This is a genomic window from Stenotrophomonas bentonitica (genome assembly GCF_002887735.1).
Classification (GTDB): domain Bacteria; phylum Pseudomonadota; class Gammaproteobacteria; order Xanthomonadales; family Xanthomonadaceae; genus Stenotrophomonas; species Stenotrophomonas bentonitica_A.
On sequence record NZ_PKQP01000004.1, the window covers coordinates 385,104 to 400,665 of the forward strand.

Genomic DNA, 15,562 nt, shown 5'->3' on the forward strand with positions numbered 1-15,562 from the left:
TCCTGTGATGCGTTGGGGGAAAGGGAAGAAGGGAACTCAGCGGCGCTCGACCGGGCCGTGGATTTTTTCCACGCGACCGGTGACCAGCCACAGCGCCAGCAGGGAGGCCGGCACCAGGGCCGCCACCAGGATGAAAATCGGTGCGTAGGAGTCGTGGGTCATCGCCGGCACCAGCCAGGTGGTGATCAGCGTGCCGGCCACCGCGGCCATGCCGCCCAGGCCAGCCACCGAGCCGACCGATTTGCCGCTGAAGATGTCGCCGGGCAGGGTCTGGATGTTGCCGATCGCGATCTGGAAGCCGAGCAGCACGAAAGCGATGGTGATCACCGCCCAGACCGGATCGGTGGCCAGCACCGCACCGATCAGCGCCGGGGCCATGATCGCGCCGCCCAGGGTGATCACCACCTTGCGGGCTTTATCCACGCTCCAGCCGGCACCGATCAGACGGCCGGACAACCAGCCGCCGCCGAGGCTGCCGATCATCGCGCCTACGTAGGGCACCCAGGCGAAGATGCCGATCTGCTTGATGTCGAAACCGAAGGTATCGGCGAGGTAGATCGGCAGCCACGACACGAACAGCCACCAGATCGGGTCCAGGAAAAACCGCGAGATCAGGATGCCCCAGGTCTGGCGATGGCCCAGCAGCTGGCGCACGTTCGGTACGTACTCGGCCACCGGCACGGCCGGCTGCTCGGTCGGCGCATCCAGGATCAGTGCACGCTCGGCCGCGCTTACCCACGGGTGTTTGTCCGGGCCGGCGCGGTAGATGATCAGCCACGGCAGCAGCCAGATGAAACCGATCGCACCGATCAGGATGAAGGTCCCGCGCCAACCCAGCCACAGGAACAGCACGGCGATCAGCGGCGCGGAGATGATCGCGCCGATCGAGGCGCCGGCGTTGAACACGCCCTGCGCCAGTGCGCGTTCCCGCGCCGGGAACCACTCGGCATTGGCCTTCACCGCGCCCGGCCATGCACCGGCTTCGCTGATGCCGAGCATGGCGCGCACGATGCTGAAGGACAGGATGGAGTGCGTGACCGAGTGCAGCGCGATCGAAATCGACCACACCGCGATCGAGAGCGCAAAGCCCAGGCGCGTACCGATGATGTCGAACAGGCGCCCGAACACGAACTGGCCGGCGGCGTAGAACAGCATGAACACCGTGACCAGCAGCGCGTAGTCTTCCTTGGTCGCGCCGACATCCTGCGAAATCTGCGGCCACATCACCGCCAGCGCGTTGCGGTCGATGTAGTTGATCACCGTGGCGACGGCGATCAGCGCCACGATCAGCCAACGGACATAGGTGCGGGCCTGCGTGGTGACCTTCATTTGCTGTCCTTGCCGGCGCCGGTGCCGGTATCGAAGCGCTTCCAGCCGCCGTCCCAGCGCCAGCTCTGGCCATCGCCACTCACTTCATGCGATCCGCCCTGGGTGGGGTCGTCGGCGATGCCCAGCGCCAGCCGCTTGCCGCCGGCCAGGTCGAGCACCAGCACATCCGCATCCTTGCCGCGGTAGTGGGTGAGGCGATCGATGCGGCTGTTGGCGCCGCGCACGGTCTCGGCGGTGCCGTCGTACTGGCCATGCGGTTCGAGCACACCGTAGAACGTGGTGGCGGCCTGGCCATCCACGCGCTGCAGCAGCATCGGCTCACGGCGCAGGTTGAACGAGGGATCATTCGCGCCGCTCTCGCCGATCACGGCGCGCGAGGGTGCGGTGCTGGCGAATCGGTAGGTGTAGAAGCGACCGTCCAGCAGCCAGGTCAGGCTGCGCGCATCGCGGGTCGGCTCGCTGGCCGCATCGACCCACACATGCTGGTAGCCGTTGGCCTTGCCCAGCACGGGACGGGCGGCGACGGCGGACTGGGTCTTGAAGCCGACGTCCATGATGTGCCCATTGAAATGCAGCGGCAGGTCATAGCGCGCGGCCTTGCTGCCGGTGACGCGCAGCAGGTCCAGCACCACCGGCTCGCCCAGCGATGGGTGCGAGAGCAGCGCCTGGGTGCGGGTGAAGCTGACCCCGTCGTAGGCGCCTTCCATCCGCGCGGAGGCGATCTGGGTATCGTCGCTGACCGCGAACAGCAGCGGCGTCGGCGCCAGCGGCTGGCCCTTCTTCCAGTCGCCACCGAAGTGGCTCTGCTCGTTCACCACCAGCGTGTTGTGCGCGATGGTCTGCCGGGCCCAGCTGTTGTTTTCCGGCAGGTAGATGCCACCGGCCTTGGCCTCGATGTTGAGGAAACGCGCGGCACCGTAATCGGTGACCACGCGCTGGCCGTTGTCGTAGAACAACCAGTTGAGCTTGTCGAAGTGGCCGTGGCCCATGCCCTGCTTGGTGTTCTTCATCACCAGCGCCTGGCCGTTCTCGCCCCCCATGCGCAGGATTGCCAGTGCGCCTTCGGTGCCGTCCGGGCCATCGCGCAGCAGGGTCGGTACGAAGGCAAACGGCTTGGCCTTGTTCTCCGCCAGCGCCTGGGCCACCTGCAGGCCTTCGGGCGAGAGCAGCACGCGCTTCTGTGTTTTGGCGACCGACAGCAGGCGTGCATCACCGGTCTGCGCGTAGGCGATATCGATGCCAGCCACCAGTTCCTCGGTGTCCAGGCCCTTGTCGAGAATGGCGTCGTTGATCGGGAAGAAGTAGCCGCCGTAGCTGCTCTGCACCAGCGCATCGACCGCCTTGAGCAGCACGCCGTCGCGGCGCTTGAAGATGCCGCGTTGCGGTTCGTTGCGCTCGATGGCGTTGGCGAACAGGATGAACGGGGCCAGTGCATAGCGCTGGTAGTACGGGCCTTCTTCGTAATACCCGTCCGGCGAGAACAGCTGATCAACCTGTTTCAGGAAGCCGGCACTGCCATCGCGCTTGCTGCCCTGCAACGCCTTGTCGACGTAGTTGGTGTCGCGCAGCACGTAGCCGGTCATGCCCACCGCAGCGACCGCCCAGGTGGCGTGGTTGTGGATCTTGTCGAAGTTCTCCGGCGTGCCGGACAGGAAGTCGGCCATCGCGCGGAACACGTTGTCGTCGATCGTCTTGCGGTCGGCGTCACTGAGCGTGTCGCGGATCGCGTCGTAGCCCTGCGCCGCGCTGACCAGCCACACCGAATCGTTGAGGGTCTGCCAGAACAGCCGGCCGGGAATCTGGCCGCGGCCCTGCGGGTGCGCGCCCAGGCCCGGGTAGAGCTTGGCGTAGCCCAGCAGCAGGTCGCGGGCGAAGGTGGCATAGGCCTTGTCGCCGGTCAGCCGATACAGCGCGCCGGCGGCCTGGATGGCCTGGTAATTGCGCTTGTGCTGTTCGTGCGTGTAACCGCCGCCCTTGTCCTTGGGCACCGGCACGTCGATGCCGGCCTTCATCATCGCGCGCACGCGCTGTTCGGCACGCTGCTGTTCCTTGGCGAACAGTGGCGAGCGCGCACCCTCGGCACGCATCTGCGTCCACTGCGCGGCGGTGACCAGCACCGGTGCGGTGGCGGACGCCGCGGGCGCCTGCCGGGCGGCGGGTGCGGCCTGCGCAGCGGGCAACGCGGCCCCGCCAAGCGTGGCGGCGAGCAGCAGCATCAGGGGCGGGGCGTAATTCATGGCAGGGCCTCAACAGGGGTATCGGACAGCAACGGCGCGGTGGCCGTCAGCGGGTTGTCGCCCATGCGCAGGGTCGGTTCCCCGACGCGATGGCTGAAACGGATGCGGCCGCTGCGGTCGAAGCGGTTGTCGCGGATGCTGGCGAACTGCACGCCATGCAGGCGCAGGCTGGTGTCATCGGCCACCCCTGCCTGCTCGAACTGGTTGCCGTGCACCTGCAGCGCCGGACCGAAGGTGCTTTCGTCGGTGCCGCCGCGATACAGGTTCACCACCGGCCCGCCGATGCGGCGGAACGTGGAGTCCAGCAGATCCACCTGCTCGGCGTTGTAGGTGCCCAGGTCATCGGTCTCGGCGGCCGCGGCGATCACACTGCCGGTGATGTCCTCCACCGTGACGTTCGAGAGCGCGATCCGCGCGGCCAGGCTGCCCTTGCCGGTGGCGATCACATCGAAGGCCTTGTTGGCGGTCAGCCCGTGCACGTGGCTGTCTTCCAGCAGGAGCGTGTAGTTGAACGCCTGGCTGCCCGGCGGCACGCGGATCACCGCATTGCCGGCCGCATCCGGTGCGAGCGCACCGTCGATGTCCAGTCGCGCCAGTCGCAGCGAACCGCCCACACTGATCTCGAACAGGCTGGGCCGCGAGAACTGCACGCTGGCCTGGCCACGCGCGGGACCTGCCACGCTCAAGGGATGGTCCACCGCGAGCACCTGGCTCACGGTGTAGCGGCCACACTGCAACTGCAGCCGGTCGCCCGGGGCGCTGGCTGCCACGGCGGCGGTCAGGGTGTCCTCGCCCGGCGCGACCGTGCGTACCGCGCCGCTGTCCAGGGCGGTGGTGGTCAGGGTCTTGGGGTACCAGTCCACGCCGACCTGGTCGCGGGCGATCGGGGCCAGATCGCGCGGGGCCCCGGCATCGAGCGCCGCGGTGGGGTAGAGCAGGCCGTTGGGCGCGCGCTGCAGGGTCAGGGAATGGCCGCTGACACCGCCGGGGAAGCCGGGCGATACGGCCGGGCTCTGCACGTTGCCGGCGAAGGTGATGCCGGAGAGGTCACCCTGCGCGCGCAGCAGCTCGCGTTTGCCATCGCCGATGAAGAGGTTGCCGGCGATGCGGCTGTTCACCGGCATCGCGTTGCGCTCCTCATCCAGCCCCGCGCCGAGCAGCACGGTGCCGACCTGGATGAAGCTGTTGCGTTCGATCACCGCGTGATCGATCTGCTCGTAGCGGTTCAACGGCGCGTCGTGGGTACCGGCCATCACACTCAAGGCCGCGGCGAAGTTGTCGCCGGCGATGCCTTCAAAGTAATTGTCGCGCACGGTCTGGTGGCGGTTGATCACACGCACCCCGCCGGTATGCGCCTTGCCATGGCCGAGGAACACATTGCGTTCGACCCGATTGCCGTGGCCGTGACGCAGCACCAGCGAGCCGCGCGAGTCCTGGAAGACGTTGCCCCGGTAGATGTTGCCGCCGGACTTGTTGGAGACGATCTCCACCTCGCCATCGCACTGCTCGAACCAGTTGTTCTCCACCACGGTGCGCGAGTCCGACTGCGAATCGTGGCTGGTGCCGATGCGCATCGTCTCGCCGCCGTTGGAACCGAGGTTGGGGCGCGGGCCGAACCAGTTGTGGTCGATGCGGTGCTGGTTGTCCAGGCCGCTGGTGGCGTTGCGCACCACCACCAGGGTGGTGCCCGCATTGGTCTTGCCGACCAGCTGGTTGTGGTCGAAGCGGTTGTGCTGGCCGTACAGCGCCACCCAGTGATCGGACTGCTGGCGATCCGGCTTGTTGTAGCGGTCGATCACGATCCCGGTCACCCGGCTGTGGTTGGCCCACTCACTGGCTGACCGCCGGAACGACACCACTTCGCCACCCGGCGCCCAACCATCGCGGAAGACGAGGTTGGAGACCTCCAGGTGCTCACCGGCCAGACGCAGCTGGGACTGGCCGCTGAGAATCCCCTTGCCGGGGGTCTGCGCCGTCAACTTAATTGGTTGACCAATTTTGCCGGTTCCCCGGAAAAGCAGGTCCACGTCGCGCCAGACGCCGTCCGCCAGGATCACCGTATCGCCGGGGGCGAGGGCGCGTACGGCGGTGGCATAGGCAGCAGCGTCGCGCACCAGATAATCGGCCGCCACGGCAGGGAATGCCGCTAGGGACAGGCTCAACAGCAAGGCCTTGGCCATGGGACGCCGCGCCAACGGCGCCTGCGAGTGTTGCAAAGTCACGGGCTTACCCTCCCAGATGGACCGTGGCGACTGACGCGAGCCACGATCCTAACAGGTTGCCGTGCGCGGACGTCAACCACAATCGCATACCACTTTAGGCGCATGTGGTATGTGATTTGCGCATTTTTCTGCTGCGTCCGCACATTAATTCCATGCAAAGTGGTCTGGACGGTGGTGTGGGGTAGACTTTAGTACCAATTCATTGACATTGGTTCATCAGTCGTGAATCTTCCGGATCGAATCCGTGTAATCGGACGATCCATCCTGGGAGGGAGATCACGATGTTGCATGACCGCCGTACGGCCTCACCACGAGGCCTCCGCCGCACCGCGCTGCACAGCGCGCTGTTCTATGCCCTGTGTGCCACCGCGGCCCTGCCGCTGGCCCACGCACAGGACGCCGATGCCCCGGCCTCGCCGCCGGGGCAAGCCACCACGCTGGATCAGGTCCAGGTGACCGGCATCCGCGGCACCATCCAGACCTCGATCGACAAGAAGCGCGAGGAGACCGTGGTCTCCGACGTACTGGCGGCCGACGACATCGGCGACCTGCCGGCGCTGTCCATCGGTGAAGCGATCGAAACCATCACCGGCGCCTCCACCCACCGCGAAAAAGGCGGTGCGTCGGAAATTTCCATCCGCGGCCTGGGCCCGTTCCTGGGTTCGTCCACCTTCAATGGCCGCGAGGCCACCAACGGCAGCGGCGACCGCTCGGTCAACTTCAACCAGTTCCCGTCCGAGCTGATCAACACCGTGGCGATCTACAAGACCCAGCGTGCCGACTTCGTCGAAGGCGGTGTGGCGGGCACGATCAACATGGAGACGGTCAAACCGCTGGAGTACGGCAAACGCACGTTCCAGCTCGATGGTCGCGGCACCTGGCAGGATTACGACGACCGCCTCAAGGACAAGGACGGCGTCGGCTGGCGCGGTACCGCCAGTTACATCGATCAGTTCGACATGGGCAACGCCGGCAAGCTCGGTGTCTCCATCGGCGTACAGGCGCTGGAAGGCAGCAACCCGGAAGAGATGTTCTCCAGCAGCTCCACCTGGGTGGCCTGCGATGGCCGTGAAGTGGTCGGGGCGACGCGTAACTGCACCCAGGTCAACGGCAACCAGGTCGCCAATGGCGTGCCGTACTACCTGGTGCCCAGCAGCCGCATCTATCGCCAGTTCATCGAACACGACAAGCGCGATTCGCAGTTCGCCGCGCTGCAGTGGCGCCCCAGCGACCTGGTGGAAGTGAACCTGGACTACCAGCACTCCAAGCGCGATTACACCGAAGACCGCTCGGATCTGTCGCTGTCTTCGATGATGCGCAACCTCAACAACCGCGTGGTCACCGATGATGGCGCGCTGCTGCACCACACCGGCAGCACCACGGTCGATTCCACCGGCAATTTCCTGGAGCGCCAGGAGGAATACACCGGCGGCGGGCTCAACGTGATCTTCCGGCCGAGCCCGGCGTGGACGCTGTCCACCGATCTGTCCTATTCCAACACCGAGCGCGATCAGATCGAACGCAGCACCCGCCTGCGCGCCGGCCGCACCGACGTCAACGGCAGGCCGGTTGGCGGCATCAAGAACACCCGCTATGTCGATTACACCTACGATTACAGCGGCGATGTGCCGAGCATCACCCTGGATCCGGCGTTCGATGTGAACAATCCGGACAACTTCACCGACTCGGCCCTGGTGCGTCGTCGCCAGCAGCACCGCGAGCACACCATCCGTGCTGGCCGCTTCGATGCCACGTTCACCCCGGAAAGCGGCTTCTTCACCGCCATCAAGGGCGGCCTGCGCCGCTCCGAGGCGACCTACACCGATTACACCGACACGGTGGATGTGACCACCACGAACGTCGCGGCGATCCGCGCCGCCAACCTCGCCTGCCGCCAGGCGTTCCCGCAGGACGATTTCCTGGCCAATGCCAGCGGCAACACCATCGACCAGTGGGCCAGCTTCGACAGTCGCTGCCTGTTCAAGGCGTTCACCGGCGTGGACGATACCGGCCTGAGCGCGGACCTGCGCAACCCGGCCAACAACGATGTCACCGAGAAAACCAGCGCGCTGTACCTGATGGGCGACTACAGCACCGAATGGTTCGGCCTGCCGGTGACCGGCAATATCGGCGTGCGTGGTGTGCGCACCGAAGTGCGCTCGGTCGGCCTGCGCAGCGGTCTGGATGTGATCAACAATCCCGACGGTACCGTGACCCTGGAACCCACCGGCGATTTCACCTCGCAGGTGCTCAAATCCAGCAATACTGAATGGCTGCCCAGCTTCAACGCCGCCTTCGAACTGCGTCCGGACCTGCTGCTGCGCGTCGGTGCGTATCGGGCGATGTCGCGCCCGGACCTGGCCGCTGAAGGCTTTGGCCGCACCTTCAACCTGGGTGAGGTGGATACCGAGTTCAACAGCGTGGGCGATGCGCTGCGCAGCATCACGGCCACCGGCAACCCGCGCGCCAAGCCGTTGATGTCGTGGAACGGCGACCTCTCGCTGGAGTGGTATGCCAACGAAGACACCATGTTGTCCGGTGCGCTGTACTACAAGCAGTTCAACGGCGGCTCGATGCCGGTGATCGTCAACGAAACCTTCGATATCGATGGCCAGAGCGTGACCGTGCCGGTGGAGCAGCTGGCCACCAGCGACCAGAAGAGCGATCTGTTCGGCGTGGAGTTCACCGCCTCGCACAGCTTCTCCTACCTGCCGGGGATCTTCTCCGGGCTGGGCGTGAAGGCCAGCTACAACTACGCCGATTCCAACTTCAAGACCGAAGACCTGCGCCTGGGCGAATCCACCGACCCGGCCACCGGCGTGGTGACCCCGGGCATCGTCGAGCCGGCCAACATCTTCGGCCTGTCCAAGCACGTGGCCTCGGCGCAGGTGTACTGGGGCCTGGGCAGGCTCGATCTGCAGGCGATCTACAAGTACCGCTCCGACTATTACCAGCAGTTTGTCGGTGACCCGTCGCAGAACCGCTATGTGCGTGACAATGGTTCGCTGGACTTCCGCGCCACCTACAAGGTGAACAAGCACCTGTCGCTGTCGCTGTCGGCCAGCAACCTCACCGATGAGCCGCGGGTATCGGATATGCCCATCCTCGGCAGCTTCCGCGAGTACACCACGTACGGGCGGCGGTATTATCTGGGGGTGCGCTACCGCTTCTGAGGTCAGTGGCGCGGTTTTTCCGACCGCGCCGCTCTCTGAAGGCGCGGTCGCGTGTCGGTCCCCAGCCACCTGTCAGCAGGCCTTTGATGATGTCCGAACCCCGTCTGTACCAGTCCATTGCCGCCGAAATCGTCGCGCTGATCGAGAAGGGCGAATTCCCGCCGGGCTCGCGCCTGCCGGGCGAACGCGACCTGGCCGAACGCCTGGGCGTGAGCCGGGTGACGGTGCGCGAGGCGGAAATCGCGCTGGAAGCGCAGGGCCTGATCACCATCAAGACCGGCTCGGGCGTTTACGTGAAGGCCAAACCGTCACAGGCGCCGGGCGCACTGCCCGATGTCTCGGCGTTCGACCTGACCGCCGCCCGCGCGGTGATCGAGGCCGAGGCCGCAGCGATGGCGGCCAGCCGCATCACCGATGCCGAACTGGAGGACCTGGCCGGCCTGATCGCGGCCATGGTCGACCCCAATTCGGGCGAAGCGGCGGCCAGCGAGGCCGACCGCCAGTTCCACCTCTCGATCGCGCGGATCGCCGGCAACCCGGTGGTGGAGCACTGCGTGCAGCTGATCTGGCGGATGCGCAACGAACTGCCGCGGGTCAAGCAGGTGTATGCCAACGTCTGCCACAACGACGATGACACCCGCGACGAGGAACACACCCGGATTCTGGACGCCCTGCGCCAGCGTGATCCGGCAGCGGCGCGGCTGGCCATGCGCAACCACTTCCAGCGGCTGTTCGAATCGATGCTGGAAGCCACCGAGAATGAAGCGCTGGCCGAAATCCGCCGGCGGACCCAGCAGGACCGCGAACGCTTCATGGCCGCGACCGGGCACTGAGCCCGGCGCGCGCCGGCGCGATTACTCGCCCTGGTACTGCTTCTCTTCGACCAGCTGCGAGCCGGCGATGCGGTTGATCTCGTTCTTCACCTTGACCCGCTCGCCATTGGTGCCATAGACACCGCGCGCCAGCTGGATGAAGGCATCGTCGAAGACCTGCACTGCTTCCTTGTCGCGCAGCTGGTCCTGGATCTCCCACATGCGCTCGTTGATCGCCTTGAGCTGCGTCTTCAATGCTTCCAGCCCCGGCTGAGCACTTACCTGCTGCTGCCACAGCGGCCACAGGCCCTCGAGTTCCTTGCGGACGTTGGCGTTCTTGCCGGCATCGGTGATGCGTTCGGCCTTGATTTCCAGGATGGTGATCTTGTCGATCAGCTCGCCAATCGATACCGGGGTCAGGATCGCGTCCACGCCATTACTCGCAACAGGTCAGAGTGGGCATGATACCGCGCACCTCCCGGCGCCACCCTGACGCAGGATTTACAGAAACGTTGCGCCGATCGCGCGGCGGCGCCATGGCGACTTTACGCGGTGCCCGCGGACACTGTCGCTCTCGACGGCGCAGCCGTCATCTGGAGCGGGACACGTGGTGGGTAAACAATCAAAACAGCGCCTGCGCGGCGGCGTGGTGCTGGTGGGGCTGATCATGAGCGGGGCGGCGGCGGCCGCGGTGGACGGCAACGCGACGCTGACTTCGGACTATGTCTGGCGCGGCAGCTCGCAGAGCGACGGCGATCCGGCCGTGCAGGCGGGCGTGAAACTCAGTGCGTCCAACGGCTGGTATGCCTCGGCGTGGGGCTCGGGTGTCTCGTTCCGGCCGGACAACGGCGCGCGCAGCGAGTTTGATCTTGTCGCCGGCTGGAGCGGGGCGGTGACGCCGGACTGGAGCGTGGACGTCAATCTGACCCGCTACGTCTATCCGTCCGCCACGGTCGATCTGGACTGGACCGAGCTCAATGGCACCGTCACCTGGCGGCAGCGCGCCTGGCTGCAGGTCGGCGTCTCCGACAACGCGTTGGCCGGTGGCCATGGCGGCACCTACGCCCAGCTCGGTGCGCGCCTGCCGCTGGGCGAGCAGTGGCGTGTCGAGGGCGCGGTAGGCCACTACTGGCTGGACAGCGCGCAGGCCGATGACTACCTGCATGGCCAGCTCAGCGCCATCTGGAAGGTGCACGGCCCGTGGGAGCTGCGCCTCACCGCGCACGACACCGATGGTGCGGCCAAACGCCTGTTCCCCGGCAACGCAGGCTCGCGCGTCGAGTTCGCGGTACAAACCGCCTTCTGACGGAGCGCCCACCCACCCCGCGCGGTAGAGCCGACCGTTGGTCGGCTGCTCGAGCCAACCTCACTCGATATTCCAGACGTCGGGTGCGAATCCCACCGGGTAGAGCCGACCGTCGGTCGGCTGCCCCAGGCGGCGCGCAATGCCGCCGATCAACGGTCGGCTCTACCGGCGTACTACCGCCACCGTCCACACCGCGATCGCCACCATCGCGACGCCGGCACCGGTCACGCACACGCCGGTCCAGCCGAAGCGATCAAAGACCTGCGCCGAGACCAGTGAGCCCAGCGAGCCGCCGATGAAATAGCCGGTCATGTAGCCGGCATTGAGCCGGTTGCGGGCGTCCGGACGCAGCGCATAGACCACGTTCTGGTTGCTCACGTGCAGCAGCTGCGCGGCCAGGTCCAGCACGATCACGCCCAGCACCAGTGCGATCAGCGAGTGCGTGGAAAAGCCCAGCGGCAGCCACGATGCGGCCAGCAGCACCAGCGCCACGGTCGTCGCCAGCGCCGCCTTGCCCCGGTCGGCCATGCGCCCGGCCACGCCCGCGGCCAACGTGCCGGCCGCACCGACCAGCCCGAACAGGCCGATCGTCGCATCGCTGTAGCCATACGGTTCGGCGGCGAGCAGGAACGCCAGTGGCGTCCAGAAGATCGCGAACATCGCAAAGCTCAGCGCACCCAGCACGGTGCGCAGGCGGAACACCGGTTCCTGCGCGAACAGCGTACCGATCGAGCGCAGCAGCTGCAGATAGCCCAGCCCGGCGGTCTGATGGAAGCGCGGCAGATGCCGATAGAGCATGCCCGTGGTCAGCACCAGCGCGGCCGCGGCGATCCAGTACACGGTGCGCCAGTCGCCCAGCGAGGACAGTGCCCCGGCCACGGTGCGTGCCAGCAGGATGCCGAGCAGCAGCCCGCTCATCACCGTGCCTACGACCTGGCCGCGTTCTTCGGGCCGCGCCAGCGTGGCCGCGAACGGCACCAGCACCTGCGCCACCACCGAGAACAGGCCGGTCAGCGCGGTGCCCACCAGCAGCCACACGAACTGATGGCTGAGCGCGCTCAGCACCAGCCCCGCCGCGGACAGCAGCGACATCACCACGATCAACCGGCGGCGCTCGAACAGATCGCCCAGCGGCACCAGCAGGATCAGGCCCGCCGCATAGCTCAGCTGGGCGACGGTCACCACCGTGCCGGCCCGCGCGAAGGACACGCCGAACTGGCCGGCGATGGTATGCAGCAGCGGCTGCGCGTAGTAGTTGCTGGCCACGGCCACGCCGGTGGCGAAGGCCATCAGCAGGACCTGCCAACGGCTGAGTGGCGAGGGCGCGTCGTTGCTCATGACGGGCTCCGGGAAAGAAGGGGCGCCAGTGTCCGCCTGATGGGCGAAAGGGGGAAATGAAACGTCTTCATCCCATGCATCTGAAATCCAGATGGCTCACCCACGCCAGGCAGTGGAGGCGCGTGGCCCTGCATCGGAGCCACGCATCAACGACGTCTTCAGGCGCCGCGCACGCGCAGGGTCAGGCCCTTGAGGAAATTGCGCAGCATCTGGTCACCGCAGGCGCGGTAGTTCTTGTGGTCCGGCTGACGGAACAGCGCGGACAGTTCCGGCTTGGAGACCGAGAAACCCGCCGCGTCGAACACTTCGTGCATGTCCACGTCCTTCAGCTGGAAGGCGACGCGCAGCTTCTTCAGCACCAGGTTGTTGGTGATGCGCTTTTCCGCCGGGCGCGCCGGCTGGCTCTCGTCGCGGCCGCGGAAATGCACGATCAGGCCATCCAGGAAATGCGCCAGGGTGCGGTCGTCGCAGGGCACGAAGCCTTCCTCGTCTTCCTTGCGCAGCCAGCCGGCCACATCGGCCTTGTCGACCACGAAGGCCGGATCGGCCAGGGCACAGGTGTCGGCGATCATGCCGTCGCTGAGGTCGAGCATGTAGCGGATGCTGCGCAGTACATCGTTGTTGATCATGGGACGTCCAATACCGCCGGCGCGGCTGCGCGGCTGGCGGTCATTTTACCCCGTGCCGGGCGCGCGGCCGGCTGCGACCGGTGGTCGCTGTCATCTGGCTGCCACGAAAGTGACGCACAGTGCCGCGATCAGGCATCGACAGGCAGTGGAGCAGGCAATGCGCAGGTGGCAGGTTCTCGGGTGTGTGGGCATGTTGCTGGCGGCCCCGGCGTGGGCGCAGGCCCCCTATGTGGCGCTGGAGCAGCGGCTGGATCCGCAGGCGCTGGCCGACGTAGGGCTGACCCCGGCCCAGCTGCAGGCCCTGAACCGCCTGCTGCGCCAGGCCCAGGCCGATGCCCCCGCCCCGGTGGCCGTCGCGGCGGCACCTGCCGCAGGCCGGGGTGTGCCGACGCCGGCCCCGATGTTCCCCGGGCTGGACGACGGCCCCATCAACGCCAAGGTCACCGGCCAGGTGGACGGCTGGGCCCCCGGCACGGTGTTCACCCTGGACAACGGCCAGCAGTGGCAGGTACTCAAGGGCGAGATGAAGCTCAAGACCGCCCGCAGCAACCCCGGGATCGTCGTGGTGCCGGGCATCGCCGGGCGCTGGTTCCTGCAGGTGGATGAAGACCTGCCCAAGGCGCGGGTATTCCGCATCCGCTGACGGGACGACCCGTGGCGCCGGTCAGCCGGGTGGCGCCCGGCGCCACACCGGGCGCGCATCGGTGCGAAAATGGTCGGGATCTTCACGGAGTACCTCGATGACCCGTACCGCTCTGATTACTGGCGCCACGTCCGGCTTTGGCGCCGCCGCTGTCCACCGTTTCGCCCAGGCCGGCTGGCGCGTGATCGCCACCGGGCGCCGTGCCGAGCGCCTGCAGCCGCTGGTCGACGCCTACGGTCCCGAGCGCGTGCATGCCGCGGTGTTCGACGTGCGCGACAGCGTGGCGATGGAAGCGGCCCTGGCGGCCCTGCCGGCCGGCTTCGCCGACATCGACCTGCTGGTCAACAACGCCGGCCTGGCCCAGGGCACCGCCCCGGCGCAGAGCGCCTCGCTGGAAGACTGGCGCACCATGATCGACACCAACGTCACCGCCCTGGTGACGCTGACCCATCGCCTGTTGCCGCAGCTGGTCGCGCGCAAGGGTGCGATCATCAACATCAGCTCCGTTGCCGGCGTCTACCCGTACCCGGGCGGCAATGCCTACGGCGGCACCAAGGCCTTCGTCAGCCAGTTCTCGCTGGGCCTGCGCTCGGACCTGCACGGCAGCGGCGTGCGCGTGACCACGATCGAGCCGGGCATGGCCGAAACCGAGTTCACCGTGGTCCGCACCCATGGTGACCAGGCCGCCTCGGACAAGCTCTACACCGGTGCCAACCCGATGACCGCCGACGACATCGCCGAGCAGATCTTCTGGGTCGCCTCGCTGCCGGCGCACCTGAACATCAATCGCCTCGAAGTGATGCCGGTCAGCCAGTCGTTCGCCGGCTTCCAGGTCGCGCGCGACTGATCCAAGGGTACCGCTGGCCAACACCTCGGCCACACCCGAACGGGAAAACACCTCGGCCGCACGCCCGAACAGGCGAACGCTTCGGCCGCACGCCCGAAACCGGTAGAGCCGACCGTTGGTCGGCTGCCCCTGGCGCATACCCACCGCTGACGGCAGCCGACCAACGGTCGGCTCTACCTGCATCCTGGCAGCCGACCAACGGTCGGCTCTACCTCAGGCGGCCGTCCACACCGCCAACTCATACCCATCCGGATCGCGGAAATGAAACCGCCGCCCACCCGGAAAATCGAACGCCGCCTGGCAGATGTCCGCGCCGGCCGCTTCCACCCGCTGCTGCGTGGCTACCAGGTCATCGGCATACAGAATCACCAACGGCCCACCGGCGCGCACCGGCGCGTCGGTGGTGAACCCACCGCGCAGGCGGCCATCGTAGAACTCGGTATAGCCCGGGCCGTAATCGGTGAACGACCAGCCGAACACGCTGCCGTAGAACGCCTTGCTGCGCGCGATGTCAGCCACGTTGAATTCAATGTTGTCGATCCGGCGATCGTTGCCGTGTGCGGTGCTCATGGAGGCGTCTCGTTGAAAGGTAGCCCCGTAGAGCCGACCGTTGGTCGGCTGCCCTGGGCGGTAAAAAAAACGCCAGGCAATACCCGGCGTTCCTGTAATTGTCGCGGCGCGCGGCTACTGCGCCTTGATCGCCATCGCCTGAAGCCCCGTCCCATCCAGCTTCTGCTTCGCCTCGGCCAGCTCCCCGGCGCTGCCATACGGCCCCATGCGCACGCGGTATACCGTCTTGCCGTTGATCTGCGCCGATTCCACCCGCGCGGCCAGGCCGATCATGGCCAGCTTGGCCTTGGTCGCTTCGGCGTCGCCAGACGCGCCGAACGCACCGGCCTGCAGGATGTAGCGCACGTTGCTGGCTGCCGGCTCAGCCGCCCCGGCAGCAGGCGTCGCCGCCGCCGGCGTCGGTGCAGCCGGAGCCGCCGCCGCGGTCTGCGCCGGCGGCGTCGCCGGAGCCGTGGT

The 15,562-nt window shown here is 67.0% G+C and carries 13 protein-coding genes; 5 read left to right on the top strand and 8 right to left on the bottom strand.

The annotated features are described in order from the left end of the window. Positions 1 to 36: 36 nt before the first annotated feature. Genes C0R07_RS10820 through C0R07_RS10830 form a run of 3 tightly spaced genes read right to left on the bottom strand, consistent with a single transcriptional unit; the run spans position 37 to position 5,788 of the window. Positions 37 to 1,329: an MFS transporter gene (locus tag C0R07_RS10820; RefSeq protein ID WP_019185568.1), complete on the bottom strand. Its 1,293-nt coding sequence runs from the start codon at positions 1,327 to 1,329 to the stop codon at positions 37 to 39. Then, entirely contained in the window at positions 1,326 to 3,566 is a 2,241-nt protein-coding gene (locus C0R07_RS10825; RefSeq protein ID WP_254427816.1) for an oligoalginate lyase, read from the bottom strand. The genes C0R07_RS10820 and C0R07_RS10825 overlap by 4 nt, the downstream gene beginning before the upstream one ends. After that, the gene (locus C0R07_RS10830; RefSeq protein ID WP_254427817.1) at positions 3,563 to 5,788 is read right to left on the bottom strand and encodes a polysaccharide lyase 6 family protein; all 2,226 of its coding nucleotides are present in this window, start codon (positions 5,786 to 5,788) and stop codon (positions 3,563 to 3,565) included. Before C0R07_RS10830 ends, C0R07_RS10825 begins: the two co-directional genes overlap by 4 nt. A gap of 281 nt (positions 5,789 to 6,069) precedes the next feature. Here C0R07_RS10830 and C0R07_RS10835 point away from each other — a divergent pair, with 281 nt between their 5' ends. Then, positions 6,070 to 8,961 (top strand): TonB-dependent receptor, encoded by a 2,892-nt coding sequence (locus C0R07_RS10835; RefSeq protein ID WP_102788884.1) that lies wholly within the window; start codon positions 6,070 to 6,072, stop codon positions 8,959 to 8,961. A gap of 89 nt (positions 8,962 to 9,050) precedes the next feature. After that, a complete protein-coding gene (locus C0R07_RS10840; RefSeq protein WP_019185572.1) occupies positions 9,051 to 9,794 on the top strand; it encodes a FadR/GntR family transcriptional regulator in 744 nt (247 codons plus the stop codon). 21 nt (positions 9,795 to 9,815) lie between these two features. Here the strand turns inward: C0R07_RS10840 and C0R07_RS10845 are convergent, their stop codons facing one another. Further along, the gene (locus tag C0R07_RS10845; protein ID WP_070474487.1) at positions 9,816 to 10,205 is read right to left on the bottom strand and encodes a DUF6165 family protein; all 390 of its coding nucleotides are present in this window, start codon (positions 10,203 to 10,205) and stop codon (positions 9,816 to 9,818) included. Between the two features lie 235 nt (positions 10,206 to 10,440). On the opposite strand from C0R07_RS10845, the gene C0R07_RS10850 reads away from it, so the two are divergent. Continuing rightward, complete coding sequence (locus C0R07_RS10850; protein ID WP_102788899.1) at positions 10,441 to 11,079, top strand: TorF family putative porin; 639 nt, start codon at positions 10,441 to 10,443, stop codon at positions 11,077 to 11,079. A 162-nt stretch (positions 11,080 to 11,241) separates the two neighbouring features. Here C0R07_RS10850 and C0R07_RS10855 read toward each other — a convergent pair whose 3' ends face one another. Then, positions 11,242 to 12,417 (bottom strand): MFS transporter, encoded by a 1,176-nt coding sequence (locus C0R07_RS10855; protein WP_019185575.1) that lies wholly within the window; start codon positions 12,415 to 12,417, stop codon positions 11,242 to 11,244. 158 nt (positions 12,418 to 12,575) lie between these two features. Continuing rightward, positions 12,576 to 13,046, bottom strand: coding sequence for a DUF1456 family protein (locus C0R07_RS10860; protein WP_102788885.1), 471 nt, complete (start codon positions 13,044 to 13,046; stop codon positions 12,576 to 12,578). 190 nt (positions 13,047 to 13,236) lie between these two features. Between C0R07_RS10860 and C0R07_RS10865 the strand changes: the two genes are divergently transcribed. Both C0R07_RS10865 and C0R07_RS10870 read left to right on the top strand, forming a co-directional pair. Further along, the gene (locus C0R07_RS10865) at positions 13,237 to 13,689 is read left to right on the top strand and encodes a hypothetical protein (RefSeq protein ID WP_102788886.1); all 453 of its coding nucleotides are present in this window, start codon (positions 13,237 to 13,239) and stop codon (positions 13,687 to 13,689) included. A 97-nt stretch (positions 13,690 to 13,786) separates the two neighbouring features. Continuing rightward, on the top strand, positions 13,787 to 14,536 hold the full coding sequence (locus C0R07_RS10870) for an SDR family NAD(P)-dependent oxidoreductase (RefSeq protein WP_019185578.1): 750 nt from the start codon (positions 13,787 to 13,789) through the stop codon (positions 14,534 to 14,536). A gap of 213 nt (positions 14,537 to 14,749) precedes the next feature. Here the strand turns inward: C0R07_RS10870 and C0R07_RS10875 are convergent, their stop codons facing one another. Continuing rightward, positions 14,750 to 15,106 carry a VOC family protein gene (locus tag C0R07_RS10875; protein ID WP_102788887.1) on the bottom strand — a complete coding sequence of 119 codons (357 nt, stop codon included), beginning with the start codon at positions 15,104 to 15,106 and terminating at the stop codon, positions 14,750 to 14,752. 114 nt (positions 15,107 to 15,220) lie between these two features. Further along, positions 15,221 to 15,562: SPOR domain-containing protein (locus C0R07_RS10880; protein WP_174704352.1), on the bottom strand; the 342-nt coding region annotated here is incomplete at its 5' end.

Bases quoted from the DNA above. Each gene is read 5' to 3' on its own strand.
- C0R07_RS10840 (WP_019185572.1), top strand. From the start codon at position 9,051: ATGTCCGAACCCCGTCTGTACCAGTCCATTGCCGCCGAAATCGTCGCG.
- C0R07_RS10820 (WP_019185568.1), bottom strand. From the start codon at position 1,329: ATGAAGGTCACCACGCAGGCCCGCACCTATGTCCGTTGGCTGATCGTG.
- C0R07_RS10875 (WP_102788887.1), bottom strand. From the start codon at position 15,106: ATGAGCACCGCACACGGCAACGATCGCCGGATCGACAACATTGAATTC.
- C0R07_RS10835 (WP_102788884.1), top strand. From the start codon at position 6,070: ATGTTGCATGACCGCCGTACGGCCTCACCACGAGGCCTCCGCCGCACC.
- C0R07_RS10855 (WP_019185575.1), bottom strand. From the start codon at position 12,417: ATGAGCAACGACGCGCCCTCGCCACTCAGCCGTTGGCAGGTCCTGCTG.
- C0R07_RS10860 (WP_102788885.1), bottom strand. From the start codon at position 13,046: ATGATCAACAACGATGTACTGCGCAGCATCCGCTACATGCTCGACCTC.
- C0R07_RS10825 (WP_254427816.1), bottom strand. From the start codon at position 3,566: ATGAATTACGCCCCGCCCCTGATGCTGCTGCTCGCCGCCACGCTTGGC.
- C0R07_RS10870 (WP_019185578.1), top strand. From the start codon at position 13,787: ATGACCCGTACCGCTCTGATTACTGGCGCCACGTCCGGCTTTGGCGCC.
- C0R07_RS10865 (WP_102788886.1), top strand. From the start codon at position 13,237: ATGTTGCTGGCGGCCCCGGCGTGGGCGCAGGCCCCCTATGTGGCGCTG.
- C0R07_RS10850 (WP_102788899.1), top strand. From the start codon at position 10,441: ATGAGCGGGGCGGCGGCGGCCGCGGTGGACGGCAACGCGACGCTGACT.